At 52.8% G+C, this 13,408-nt stretch carries 9 protein-coding genes and 1 tRNA gene; 3 read left to right on the forward strand and 7 right to left on the reverse strand.

Features of this window, described 5'->3' with window-relative positions; genetic code table 11:
• Nucleotides 1–1,085 (reverse strand): 3-methyl-2-oxobutanoate dehydrogenase (2-methylpropanoyl-transferring) subunit alpha (locus WBM93_RS10345; RefSeq protein ID WP_424431566.1); only part of this gene is annotated, 1,085 nt, incomplete at its 3' end.
• A gap of 111 nt (nt 1,086–1,196) precedes the next feature.
• On the reverse strand, nt 1,197–2,159 hold the full coding sequence (gene thyA, locus WBM93_RS10350) for a thymidylate synthase (RefSeq protein WP_424431568.1): 963 nt from the start codon (nt 2,157–2,159) through the stop codon (nt 1,197–1,199).
• Nucleotides 2,160–2,315: 156 nt separating this feature from the next.
• On the opposite strand from thyA, the gene WBM93_RS10355 reads away from it, so the two are divergent.
• Nucleotides 2,316–2,392: transfer RNA gene (locus WBM93_RS10355), tRNA-Pro, on the forward strand.
• Nucleotides 2,393–2,421: 29 nt separating this feature from the next.
• Here the strand turns inward: WBM93_RS10355 and WBM93_RS10360 are convergent.
• Nucleotides 2,422–4,626 (reverse strand): caspase family protein, encoded by a 2,205-nt coding sequence (locus WBM93_RS10360; RefSeq protein WP_424431570.1) that lies wholly within the window; start codon nt 4,624–4,626, stop codon nt 2,422–2,424.
• A gap of 463 nt (nt 4,627–5,089) precedes the next feature.
• Here WBM93_RS10360 and WBM93_RS10365 point away from each other — a divergent pair, with 463 nt between their 5' ends.
• Nucleotides 5,090–7,249: a GGDEF/EAL domain-containing response regulator gene (locus tag WBM93_RS10365; protein WP_424431572.1), complete on the forward strand. Its 2,160-nt coding sequence runs from the start codon at nt 5,090–5,092 to the stop codon at nt 7,247–7,249.
• A 5-nt stretch (nt 7,250–7,254) separates the two neighbouring features.
• Nucleotides 7,255–9,843, forward strand: coding sequence for an ATP-binding response regulator (locus WBM93_RS10370; protein ID WP_424431575.1), 2,589 nt, complete (start codon nt 7,255–7,257; stop codon nt 9,841–9,843).
• Here WBM93_RS10370 and WBM93_RS10375 read toward each other — a convergent pair.
• The 4 genes from WBM93_RS10375 to WBM93_RS10390 form a co-directional block, all read right to left on the reverse strand.
• Nucleotides 9,819–10,772: a crotonase/enoyl-CoA hydratase family protein gene (locus WBM93_RS10375; protein ID WP_424431577.1), complete on the reverse strand. Its 954-nt coding sequence runs from the start codon at nt 10,770–10,772 to the stop codon at nt 9,819–9,821. The two genes, WBM93_RS10370 and WBM93_RS10375, sit on opposite strands and share 25 nt — an antisense overlap.
• Nucleotides 10,773–11,057: 285 nt before the next feature.
• Nucleotides 11,058–12,059 (reverse strand): NAD(P)H-dependent glycerol-3-phosphate dehydrogenase, encoded by a 1,002-nt coding sequence (locus WBM93_RS10380; protein WP_424431579.1) that lies wholly within the window; start codon nt 12,057–12,059, stop codon nt 11,058–11,060.
• Between the two features lie 62 nt (nt 12,060–12,121).
• The gene (locus WBM93_RS10385) at nt 12,122–13,018 is read right to left on the reverse strand and encodes an alpha/beta fold hydrolase (protein WP_424431581.1); all 897 of its coding nucleotides are present in this window, start codon (nt 13,016–13,018) and stop codon (nt 12,122–12,124) included.
• A 42-nt stretch (nt 13,019–13,060) separates the two neighbouring features.
• Nucleotides 13,061–13,408 (reverse strand): serine aminopeptidase domain-containing protein (locus WBM93_RS10390; protein WP_424431583.1); only part of this gene is annotated, 348 nt, incomplete at its 5' end.

Here is a 13,408-nt window from a genome sequence, read left to right on the forward strand (position 1 = left end):
GCTTCCTGTTGCTCGACGCTCCACACACCGCGATGGATCAAATGGCGCTTGAGCCGCATGATAGGATCGCCGAGCGGCCATTCTTCCCGCTCCTGCGCGCTGCGATAGGCGGTCGGATCATCGGACGTGCTATGGGCTTCTGCGCGGTAGGTAAAATGCTCGATCAGGGTCGGACCCTGATTGGTACGCGCCCGTTCGGCCGCCCAACTGGTTGCCGCATAGACAGCCAGTGGATCATTGCCATCGACGCGCAAGGCGGCGATACCATAGCCGGCGCCGCGGGCGGCAAATGTGGCCCTCTCCGCACCGGCAAAACCGGAGAAGGACGATATCGCCCACTGGTTGTTCACCACATTCATGATCACCGGGGCGTTGTAGACCGCAGCAAAGGTCATCGCTGCGTGGAAGTCACCCTCGGCGGTAGAACCTTCGCCGCACCATACAGCGGCAATCCGGTTGTCACCCTTGCTGGCGCTGGCCATCGCCCAGCCCACGGCCTGTGGATATTGCGTAGTCAGATTGCCCGATACGGTGAAGAAGTTCAGCCGCCGCGAGCTGTACATGATCGGCAATTGTCGCCCTTTGAGCTTGTCCGCCTTGTTGGAGAAAATCTGATTGACCATCTCGGTCAGCGGATAGCCTCTGACAAACAATATGCCTTGCTGGCGATAGCTCGGAAAGCACATGTCGTCGCCATGCAATGCCATGGCGGCGGCAACCGATGTCGCTTCCTCACCCGTGCATTTCATGTAGAAACTGGTTTTTCCCTGGCGCTGCTGGCGATGCAGCCGGTCGTCAAAAGTGCGCACCTGAACCATGGTCCGGAGCATCTTGAGCAGCGTTTCGTCATCCAGTTGCGGATCCCAGGGGCCAACCGCCTTGTGGTCGTCGTCCAGCACGCGGATCATGTCATCGACCATGTCGCGCATATCTTTGGGTGCGGTATTTATGTCCGGCCGCGCCTGTGCGCCCGCCGGAGGAATATCCAGACCACTATAGTCGACCGCATCACCAGGACGGAAATTCGGCTCTGGCACATGTAGTGTCAGAGGCGGCAAATTGCTTTTGGGTTTTTCGTCAGCCATCGGGCCTCTCCAGCAAGAATCGCGCATTTGTTGCGCTGCAATATTAATTCAACAAGCTGTTACAATATTACAAAACCCAATTTAGGTCAATCTCCCTGCCCTTTTGAGGGATCAAACCGCGACCGGCGCGGAAATGTGGGACTTGGGTTTGTAATCCATCACCTCGAAATCGCCTAAATCATAGTCAAATATCGAATCGGGCTTGCGCAGAATTTTCAGTTTTGGAGCTCCCGAAGGCTCGCGAGCGAGCTGTTCTTCCACCAGATCGGCATGATTGAGATAGAGATGCACATCGCCGCCATTCCACACCAACTCACCCGGTTCCAGACCACATTGTTGCGCAATCATCCGGATCAACAACGCCGCGGAGAAAATATTGAACGCAAAGCCGAGGCCAAGGTCACAACTGCGCTGATAAAGCAGCCCCGACAATTTGCCGTCAGAGACGTAAAACTGATAGGTTTTGTGACAGGGCGGCAAAGCCATCTCGTCCAGTTCGGCGACATTCCAGCCGGTAAAAATATGGCGCCGCGAACCGGGGTTGTTCTTGATCCCTTCGATCAGCAGCGCAATCTGGTTGATGCCTTTTTCTTCGCGATGAAACAGCCCTTCGCCGACTGGTGTATAGCGCGGCCAGTCGACCCATTGCTTGCCATAGACCGGGCCGAGGTCCCCCCATTTTGCGGCGAATACATCATCCTCGATGATCCGCTGTTCAAAAGCGTCCCGGTCAATTTCCTCGCCACTTTCCTTGCGATATTTTTCGAGTGGCCAGTCGGTCCAGATATGCACTTTCTGTTTTACCAGTTCACGGATATTGGTATCGCCGGTCAGAAACCAGAGCATTTCCCGCGTTGCAGTTTTCCAGAATACGCGCTTGGTCGTGAGCAACGGGATCGCTTCATCAGCGAGGTCAAAACGCATAGTCACGCCAAAAACAGCGCGTGTACCCACACCTGTGCGATCCACCCGTTCATCTCCCTCCGTCCAGATTTTCCGCATCAGATCGAGATATTGCTGTTCGTAATGTTGTCCGGGAATCAAACCATCATGCTCCAACCAAGTGTTCAGCAAACGCTAGACCGCTCTGGCCGTATCCTCAACCAAATCCGGTTGGGTATATGGCCAATGGGAGTTTTGGTGCGACTGGTTGCCTATGACTTGAACCGGAAATCGGACAGGCATATAAGCAGCGCACGAGATTCCGTGGACCGAAAATTGCCAACGGATCGGGAAGTAGCTCAGCCTGGTAGAGTACTGCGTTCGGGACGCAGGGGCCGGAGGTTCGAATCCTCTCTTCCCGACCACCGGATTTCAACACCAGTCGAATGCTGTGCTAGGCCATAAGAGAGTAACTTTTCTCTCCTGGCCCACGGCACATCTGTTTTGCGATTTTTGTTTCCTCGCCATCGATGATCGCGATGTCGGTAATGTTCAGGCATTTCCGTCCGTCCGGTTCGGCAGTCAGCGCAGTGATTGTTGACGAGCCAGAAACATCGGCCCGGGTCGGGCTCTGCCATTTTGCGACTGCACCGACCTCTTCTTTCTCGACGATGGCCAACGTGGCCTCGGCAGCCTTTTCCTGTTCCTTGTGATCAAGCTGGCAGGCTATTTCGGCGCCGATCACCGCACCCAAACCACCGGCGAGCAATGTTCCAACCTTGCCCAAGCCTGCTGCATCGCCGATCACACCGCCCAGCAAACCGCCGATCAACCCGCCGCCGCTTCTGGCACCCTTGCATTTTTTTGAACCGGACTTCTTTTTTTTCTGCGGCTTTTCAGGCGCGTCGTCAGCGCTGGCAATGTCGACTGCGCCTTCAATGTTCCCGGCCGATCGGTCCATTCTGACCTTCGGCTGCGCGAGCGCCTTTTTCACATCAAACTCCGGCACCGGATAGCCACCACAACCGGTATAGAAACAAAACCGGTCCTGAAGATACTCGCGATCCTTCTGATATTGAGCCTCTGTCGCCCGATACTCCGCCAGATTGACCCCATCGGGATCGGAATCTGCATGCTCCTTCATCATCATTGCATAAAAGCCGTCTTGGCTTTTGGGCGAATATTGCATGTTGCCGCCTACCCGATCGACATAGAGCTGGGAGATAGTTTTCTGATGTTCGATCATCCGTTCGCGAAACGGGGTCAGAATCTGGCTGTAATATTCGTCCAGTTTGACGGTGCACTGGTTTATGTCTTCCGCCCGGTCGAACGGCATCTCAAAAACTATATGGCTTTCCCGACAGTCTGGATAGCCCTCCCTGGTAAGTACAGGTGTTGGCGGTAAAGCGGGCAATTCGGGTTCAGCAGTTGCAGGCGGAACATAGGCCAGCTCGGTTGCCGACTTCTGGTCAGAACCCGTGGACGGCAAGGGAAGAACCGGCTTGCTTTGTTGTGCAGGCACATTGTCCGGGATCGCCAGTGCTGTGGAAGCCGGACTTCCGGCGAAACTATTCGACACTGGAGAGTTCGCACCGGACCCGGAGAGCACGGTCGAAGCACCGGTTTCCGGAACCAAGGACTGCACCGACTTACCGAACGCAGAATTGTTTCGATTGGAAGCAGTCCCGCCCGTCGAACCGCGTAACTTCGCGATATTCTTGTTCGCCAGATCGGCAAAAAGCCCTGTGGGAAATTCCTTTAGATAGGCCTGATAGGCGGTCAAGCTCCCGGCCGCATCGGCACCACGCCACATCAGCGCGTCCATGGTCGATCGGTTGGCGGTCGACAAGGATGCTGCCGGAGAACGTGAACCCGCTATCGCCACTTGTGCGGGCTTCGGTTTTATTGCTGCCGGGCTTACGAGATACACGGGTGTCCCCGTGATGCTGGCGCTGACAAACGGACGCTGGTTGCCCCCCGTTGCCGCAAGAACGTCATCACGGATCGCTCCACCCAACATCTGAAGCGGCAAGTCCGGCTGGGGCAACCGTTTGGCGAGGGATTTTGCGAAGGGCGAATTGAACCCGCTCCCGTCAGTTGCGGTTTGTCCTGGCGCAGCTGCATAAATAACCAGCACGCCATCGGCGTCAAATCCCGCCAGACCGCGGTTCACGGCCCGGGTCCCCGAAGCCCAACTGTTACCAAAGGGATTGTTGCGGCAAGCATCCAGAACAACCATTCTGATGCGCGCACCAGAAACCGATTCCATCATGCGTTCTATATTGATCGACTCATAGGGAAGATCGAAGGCGGTGTTCAGTTTGGCATCGATCGGAAGAAGCCAGTTCTTTCCCTGCCCCTCCATGCCATGACCTGCATAATAGATCATCGCAACGTCTGCTCCGTTGGCTTTTTCCCGGAATGTCCGCAGCTCACGCTGAAAGCTGTTTATCGTCAAATCCAGTGCAACGATAACATCATCAAAACCCGCTTTCCGGGCTGAATCGGCCACAATGTTGGCGTCATTTACGGGATTGGGCAGCGAGCTGGTGTTCACGTAGGCTGAATTGCCGATGATCAGGGCAACACGTTTGGCTTCGACCATCGCCGGCCAAACTGAAGCTGCAAATATGATTATCAAGATCCCTAAACGGATCATTGACTACCCCCATAGTCCCAACACAACGAACAAGCGGATATTCGCCTATTGCGCTACGATGACAGGCCTTTGTGGAGACAGCGCCCCTCCTCCACCAATTGCCGGACACTTTAACCAATAAATGCGGTAAAAAGCAATGCCGGTCACCAGAATTGGGTTTGTTTGCAGGATAATCAGCCGAACTTTGCTGTTTCTTTTCCATGAAAGGAGCGGGGTGCGAATGACTGCTTCCGCTCATCTGAACCGCCTTCGAAATCAGCTGGTCAAACTTGTCCGGCTTCCTTCTGATCCTATCCATTCGATAGCGCTAAAAGCGGCTCAGCTAACAACCTAAATTTCCGTCGGACGCCCGATGCAGTTTGCAGTCGCGAAAGAATATTCTTAACCTACTGATATACATAGTTATATATTCGGAATCGGCTATTAACCTTATCTTGAACAAAAGTCTTTATTTCCTACCAACATGAACACGTGCGTTTTGATAGTCGATGATCGACCAACTAATCTGAGAATCTATGCTCAGTTTGTGACGTTGATGGGGGAAAATTATTCCGCCGTCACTTACGCTGACCCTGTTGAAGCGCTGCATTGGCTGCGGGACAACAAAGCGGATTTGATGGTGGTAGATTATCGTATGCCGCAGATGAACGGTGCGGAATTTATCAGGAAAGTCAGGATGATGCCGGGCACCAGCGAGGTACCGGCGATTGTCATCACCGCTCATCAGGACCGCGAATGCCGGCTTGCCGCGCTTGATGCCGGCGCCACGGATTTCCTGCAAAGCCCTGTTTCCCATGTGGAATTCTGTAGTCGTGCATCTTCGCTGCTCACAAAAAGCAAGAAAAGTGTAACGCTGCGCAAACGCGCAACGGAGACCGCGCACAAGCATGCGAAGATCGTCGAAACGTCTTCGGTTGACGGCCCTTCGGGGAAAAGCATGCTCGAACAGATTATCGACACCATCCCGATCATGATCAATGCAACGGATCGTTCCGGGAACTGCCTGTTCACCAACGCCTATCAGTCCGCTTTGTTCGACAAGGACCCGGATGAAATGGTCGGCACAGATATTGCGGAGTTTTTTGAACCCGCCTTGGCTGCAAATTCCCGGCGCAGGAACGAGATGGTGTTAAAATCGGGGCTCGCCATTCCCCATTACGAAGAGAAAATCACCAGCGATGGTGTCGATTTGATCTTCCATTGCAATAAATCTCCACTGCTCAACCACAAGGGTGAAGCGATTGGCGTGTTAACGACAGCGGTTGATATCACTGCCCGGAAATTTGCTGAAGAACACAGAGCCCACTTGGCCCTGCATGATATGCTGACAGGACTTCCCAATCGGGTCCTGCTCGCCGAGAATGTCAAATCCACCATCGATAACTGCAAGAAAACAAACAGCGAAGCGGCCCTGCTACTGCTGGATCTTGACCGCTTCAAAATCATCAATGACACCCGCGGTCATCACAGCGGTGACGCACTTTTACGAGAAGTCGCAGACCGCATTACCAAGGTCATAGGATCTGAAAATTTTGCAGCGCGCATCGGAGGCGACGAGTTTGCGGTGATTCTGAACAAGTTTGACAGCGTTGACTCGATAAACTCTCGCTGCACCAAAATCCTCAATGCCATCAACGAGCCTTATGCGATCAGCGGCGTAGGCCAGGTTATCAGCGCATCGATCGGCGTAAGCCTCATCCCGAGTGATGGCGATGAATATGAAGAAGTCCTGCGTATGGCAGATCTTGCCATGTATGATGCCAAGGCCAATGGCCGAAATTGTCATCGGTTTTTCTCCGAAGACATGAATGAAATTGCGCAAGCCGATGCCGCTCTCGAGAACGAGTTGCGCGACGCGCTCATCGAAAACCAGTTCTCGCTGGAATATCAACCAATTGTCGATGCCCAGACGCTTGAATATGTTGGCCTGGAAGCTCTGATTAGATGGGATCATCCAATTCGGGGCCGGTTACTTCCCATTCAGTTCATTCGAGTAGCCGATGACAGCGGACTTATGGACCTGTTGGGAAATTGGGTGATCGGAGAAGTATGCCGTGAGATAAAGGCCCACGCCGATGACGGTATCGATCTCCCGCGGGTCGCGATCAACGTTTCGCCGAGACAATTTCAGAATCATAATCTCTGCGAAGAATTGCTTGCCAGTATCGAAGCCAACGGAATCGAGCCTTCCAAAATTACCATCGAGATCACCGAAGAGCTGCTAATCGATAATAACGAACAAGTCAGAGCAACGCTCGAGCGCATTCGCAGTCACGGCGTAGGGATCGCGATCGACGATTTCGGGACCGGCTATTCCTCGCTGCAATATCTGAGAGATCTACCCGCCAATTGCCTTAAAATTGATCGCACTTTCATATCCCGCATTGAACATAGTGCGGCAGACCGGGCCATTATCGGCACTATCGCCCATCTGGCCCACGCTCTCGGTATGCGTGTAGTCGCAGAAGGCGTTGAAAATGATGCGCAACTGGATCTGTTACGGATTTCGGGTTGCGATGAAATCCAGGGGTTCCAGATTGCACGTCCGCAACGCGCCGAAAATCTCCGCAAATTGTTTGACGGACGGAAAATTCACAGGCCCAGCCGATCGGCAGAAGGCTAACCCCCGTGTTACCGCTACCATCCAGCGCCATGCAGAAACTGCATAGTCATCACATAGACTCGCCCTATGGCATGGACGGCCAGGCGTGTGATCGTGAACATGAAATGATCAAGAACCGGATCATTTTGATTATTCTTGCTTGGTCAGGTTGCGCTATTCTGAGTGCACCTACCGGATTGATCATCGGTTTTGGTGTCTATTTCATCGTCGGAGTGGCGATCGCGATTGCCTATCACGTTCACCGAAAACCCTCGAATTTGAGACGGTTTATAGGCCTTTGCACCGATTTTGGTGCTAGTGCTTTCATATTCCAGGTCGGCGGAGAAAGCGTTGCTGCGCTCTACCCGCTGATGCTTTGGGTCATACTGGGCAACGGCTTTCGTTTTGGAGTGACGTGGCTTTTCCTCGCTTCGGCAATGGCGGCTATCACCTTTGGATGGACCATCTATACCGTCGACTTTTGGCGCAATAGCCCCTCGCTTTCGATCGGCCTTCTGGCAGGATTGCTCGTAATACCCGCATATTGTTCGACTCTGATCACCAAAATCTCCCAAGCCAAGGAAGAAGCCGAAGCAGCGAGCAAGGCCAAGAGTCTGTTCCTTGCCAGCATCAGTCATGAACTGCGCACTCCGTTGAACGCAATCATCGGCTATGGCACGCACCTTCTTGATATGAAGATGCCCGAAAAACAGCATCAGATGATCTCGACCAGCGTGTCTGCAGGTCGCCATTTGTTGCACTTGATCAACCAGTTGCTGAGCTTCGCGCAATCGGATTCTCGAGAAGAATTGCCGGAGCCAAAGTCTTTTTCCCTCGTGGACGTCCTTGCTGAAGTTCGCGAGATCATGCTGATCGCCGCAGACGAGAAAAACCTCAAGATCATCCTTCAGGCCGATCCGCGCAGCGACCAGATCATCTCTGGCCAGCTCGATTATGTCCGCAACATTCTTATCAATCTAACCAGCAACGCAATAAAGTTCACCAAATCCGGTTCAATCACCTTGCGGTGTGGTTTCGGTCCGGAAAATGACCACGGTGAGATGTGGATCTCCGTGACCGACACCGGGCCCGGGATACCGAAGGAAGCCCAACAAAAGATTTTTGAAGTTTTCCATCAAGCGAATGACACAATCGCTAGCGAATTCGGCGGAACCGGATTGGGTTTGGCAATTTGCCACAAGCTGGCGGTTCAAATGGGTGGGCATATCGAGGTTGACAGTGAACCCGGGTCGGGCAGCACTTTTACCATGTCATTTCCGGCCGGGTTTCTGGAAACCGAAAATAACAGCTCCGACATCAAAACCGTCAGAATTCTATCGCTGACACGGAATGAACAGGCGCCGATTATCTGCAATGTCGAGAATCAACCCATCATAATTGATCATATCCAGTGCCGTCAATCTGACGATATCGTAAAAATTCTCGGTCAAAATGATTCCCAATTTTATGATATTGCGTTGCTGGATGAGGCCATTGCAAGTGATCATGATGACCAATCTCCACTATGGTCGGCGTTCCGGAAAGCCAAACTGCCTCCGGTATTATTTGCCGAAGGCAAAGTGAAAAACCTGAAAGACATGCAACTTCGGGCGGCCTTCGCTACGCTTCTTCCTGCGGGCTCGGACTTTGGTACAATCCGTAGCGCTGTCCAGATTGGCTGTTCATTTGCAGATGCGGACGCGCGGCAGCATCAGGAATCAAGGGTCGATACTCCGACATCCGCAGTCTCGCCTGTCCGGGTGTTGATCGCTGACGACAATCGCACCAACCAGATGGTGCTTGAAACGATCTTGGCCAACGCGGGTCATGAAGTCACCGTGGTTGCGGACGGCGAGAAAGCGCTCGCGGAGCTTGAGGAAGGATCCTTTGATATCGTCTTCATGGATGTCAACATGCCCATCATGGGCGGGATTGAATGTTGCCGGCTATGGCGTCAGATCGAGGGCCCGCGTAACCATATGCCGATCATCGGTCTGACGGCCGATTCAACCGAGGAGACTGAAAAGAAATGTCTCGATGCCGGGATGGATCTTCGAATGACAAAACCGATCGAAGCAAAGGAATTGATTGAGACTATCTCTTCACAAACAGTCAAGATGGTCGATCAGACGGAAAGCAAAATAGCCTCCGATCCGATGGGAGTGGTCAGCAATCTGGACGTCCAGAAGCGACTGCTGGAGCCGCCTGCTATTGATCAGGCTCAACTGGATTATCTGCTTTCGATTGGAGACGAGGCTTTTGTCCAGTCGATTATCGATACCTATCTGGAAGATGCAGGCGAGATCCTGATTGCGTTCAGAAAATCCATCGACGACGGTTCTGTCGATGATTTTCGCTTCCACGCCCATGCGTTCAAGAGCGGAGCCGCGAACGTTGGCGCGACCCGCCTGGTTGAAACATGTTCAAAACTCGAGGTTATCGGCGAGCGAGACTTCAAGGCTCGTTGCCACGTATATCTTGCAAAAGTTGAGCAGCAAATTGCCGACATTCGCAATTGTCTGAAGGCCGGTTTATCAGATGATAATGATGCCAAGGCCGCCGGAAGCACGACAGTTAAATCGATCGATCGTCAAACCGCGCGCAACGATCGCTGAATCCGGCGTTCCTGCGCCGCCGCCAGTCGCTCCATCTTTCGAACATCGGCTTCTTCAAGATAAAGTGCTGTTTCCGCCCACATATCGGTGATTTCTAGAAGTTCTTCGAGACTGACCGGGTTGGCGATTTTACGGGCCCGGTAGACCGCACGTTCGGCGTGAAAGCGTTTGCGGTTTTCCTTGGTATATTCAATGATGGCGGCTTCGCCCATGCCGTCTTCCGCCAGAATGTCGACGACACCCATTTCGTAAAGTTCGGTGGCTGTGAACAGCTTGCCCTCGAGGATGAACCGCTCGGTATCTTTTCGGCCAAGACGCTGCCGCAGAAAGCTGTAAGCCCCCATGCCTGGAAACAGATTGAACAATATTTCCGGCAGCCCCAGTCGCGCACTTTTTTCAGCAACCAATATGTCAAAAGCCAGCGCGTGCTCGAATCCGCCGCCCAATGCATCACCCTGCACCAGTGCGATGGTTATGATCGGCGCGCCAAAACCTGTGTTGTTCTCATGTTGCATATGGACGCAAGTGCGGGCGTATTTTTTCAAGGCTCCCAGATCACGGCGCCGTATACAATCGGAGAAATGCTTCAAATCACCCCCCAGATTGTAAATCCCCGGCGTGTGTGATCCACACACGAAATAACGCAACGGATCGGATCTTTTTGAAGCATCCATTGCATAGTTGGAATGAATCCAGTCCTGGACCTGCTGGATCTCGTCTCCCAATTCGTAGGTGTAGCTCGGACGTGATTTCTGGTTCATGTAACACCAGAATATTTCATCGGAACGATCAAATCGCAGTTCAATTTCCTGAAACTGTTTTTCAAAAATATCCGGTTCGGAAGTGGACGCCGCCGAGACTAGCAAATCAGTCGCTTCGATCCGCAAATTCTCTTCCGCATCATTGGCCGCGCGGCTCCGAAATTCCATACTCTACTCCTTGGCTAGCAAAGGTGTTTGTCAATACGCAGCCTAACAAATTCCTCCGCTTACGGTATCTAATTTTATGATATGCCCCATTTCAAAGCAAGTAAAACCAAGAAGATTTCCTAACATACTTAATTGACTCGAAAATTTCCTTATCTTTGAGTCATTTGAGTCAAAATAATCCGGCAAAAACCCTGTATAACGTCAAACAATGTCACAGTTTTTTCATGCCGGGAGTTTGATCGCGCGTCGCTTTCTGATGTTTCGATCGCTCAAAGACGGTCGCTGTCAACCCGCCTCGGACTCCGCTCCAGCCGATTGATTTACCAATCCTCGGAACGCGCGCGCCGCGGAACGATTGCCTTTGGTTACTTCATACACGTCCTCGGCAATCGGCATCGCAACCCCGTATTTCTTGGCCAGAGCGATCACCGTCGGGGCGCTTTTGACACCTTCCGCTACCATGAGCATTTCGTCGATGATTTCATCAATGTGGCGCCCCTTGCCAAGCTCGACACCGACATGACGGTTGCGGCTCAGCGGACTGGTACAGGTAGCAATCATATCGCCCATACCGGTAAGGCCAGAGAATGTTTCCGGTTTACCGCCCATGGCGACGCCCAGGCGCGTGATTTCGGCGAGCCCTCTGGTAATCAATGCCGAACGGGTATTATCTCCTGCCCCGAGACCATCGCCCATGCCTACAGCGATAGCGATGATATTCTTGAGTACCCCTCCCAATTCGCAACCGAGGAGATCGGTATTGGTATAGACGCGGAATACGCCCGAATGGAAAAGCTGTTGCAGCTGCTTCACGATAATCTCGTCTTCCATCGAGATGACACTGGCGGCGGCCTGGCCGGCCATGATTTCGCGTGCCAGATTGGGGCCGGTCAACACGCCCACAGGATGGCCAGGAAGAACTTCTTCGATAACCTCGGTCATCCGTTTACTGGTTGCCAGTTCCAGTCCTTTGGTCAGACTGATCACCGGAACCCACGGTCTGAGATGTTGCTTTGCCTGCACCAGCACGTTGCGGAAATTGCTGGAAGGAATGCCCATCACAAGCACATCCGCGCCAGAAACGGCCTCGCCGATTTCCGAAGTTGCGGTCAAAGCTTGCGGTAATTTTATGTCCGGCAGATATTTGCTGTTGCAATGATTGTCATTGATATCGCTGACGGTCTCCGGATCTCGCGCCCAAAGTTTTATCGGTGCGTTGCGCGACACCAACGACGCCACCGTGGTCCCCCATGATCCACCACCCAGCAGTCCAACTTTCAACTCCATAAGCTTCCCTTTGTCGGCGACTCCTCCATCGGAAGTCCGTCCTGGTTAAACTGGAGGGAATTTCAGTGTTTTGCAAGGAACTCGAGATGATGCATAGCGGTTCCTTTGGGGTTTTCGATCATCGGAATATGGCCGACATCTTCAAACACAACCGATTCTGCGTTGGGAATGCCATTTGTAAGCACATCGACACAACTTACATCGATCAACTGGTCGTGCCGTCCCCATATGATGAGGGTCGGTGTCTTGACTTGGTCGAGCTGGTCATTCAGCGGTTTGCCCATGCCGTCTTCGACCAGATTCCAGAAAATCTTGTCGAGCAAGTCACGGTGCACCGCGAAATCCTCATAGAATATCTTCCGGAACTGTCCGGGGATATTCATCGGCTTGTGGGCCACAAAAGCGAGCATCCGCTTTACATCGTCCGGGCTGTGAATCTCCAGTGGGTTTTTCCCATCTTGTGCTTCCTTCTGGAGCTTGCTTTCACTGGTTCCAACGACCCCTGCATTGTTAAACAAGGTCATGGAAATCAGGCGATCCGGGAAGTCTAGCGCAAAGCGCAGCGACACGAATCCGCCCATGCTGTTTCCGCCGATATGACATTTTTCAATCCCCATCGCGTCCAGGAAATCCCGCACCCGCGAAGCTTGCGTGGCCATGTCATAGTCACGGTCGATATCCCTGATATTTTCTCCGAACCCCGGGAGGTCGGGAGCAATCAGGCGGTATTTCCCTACAATCTGTGGCGCATAAGCCGCCCAGTTATCCTTGTCCCCGCCAAACCCGTGCAGCAGCAACAAAGGCTCTGCATCCGGTGAGCCGCCTTCCAGATAAGGCCAGAGCATATCACCCACTCTGATCGATTTTACCGTCAGCTTGCCTTTTTTGCGCAGGGCATCGCGGAAAAACCCGAACAAGATGCGCGGAAAAAAAACATAGAGGCCAATCAATGCCACCATGATAATTCCCAAGACAGTAATGAAAATCTCCATAGCTCCGCTCTACCCTTTTCCTGCCGACAGTCGGTTGTCCAACCAGTCGGTCATATCATTCAGAACCTGATCTTTTTCCGGTTCATTGAAAATTTCGTGGAACAGTTCCGGATAGATTTTCAACACCCTGTCGCTGGAAGAAACATGGCCATCCAGAAATCTCGACCCGTCAGCTGCAGCCAAACTGTCTTTTCCACCATGAAGCAGAAGCAACGGCAGCGAAATCTGTCCGGCATTTTTCTGAATCTCGGTCATGTTGCCAAGCATCTCAGTAGCCAGCCTCGCACCCATTTTGCCATTGTAGACCAGCGGATCAGCGAGATAGTCGGCGACCACCTGCGGATCGCGGCTGACCCC

The sequence above is a fragment of the Parasphingorhabdus sp. genome (assembly GCF_049667325.1).
Taxonomy (GTDB): Bacteria; Pseudomonadota; Alphaproteobacteria; order Sphingomonadales; family Sphingomonadaceae; genus Parasphingorhabdus.

Excerpts from the sequence above, each read along its gene's own strand:
- WBM93_RS10365 (WP_424431572.1), top strand. The coding sequence starts at position 5,090 with ATGAACACGTGCGTTTTGATAGTCGATGATCGACCAACTAATCTGAGA.
- WBM93_RS10385 (WP_424431581.1), bottom strand. The coding sequence starts at position 13,018 with ATGGTGGCATTGATTGGCCTCTATGTTTTTTTTCCGCGCATCTTGTTC.
- WBM93_RS10375 (WP_424431577.1), bottom strand. The coding sequence starts at position 10,772 with ATGGAATTTCGGAGCCGCGCGGCCAATGATGCGGAAGAGAATTTGCGG.
- WBM93_RS10360 (WP_424431570.1), bottom strand. The coding sequence starts at position 4,626 with ATGATCCGTTTAGGGATCTTGATAATCATATTTGCAGCTTCAGTTTGG.
- WBM93_RS10380 (WP_424431579.1), bottom strand. The coding sequence starts at position 12,059 with ATGGAGTTGAAAGTTGGACTGCTGGGTGGTGGATCATGGGGGACCACG.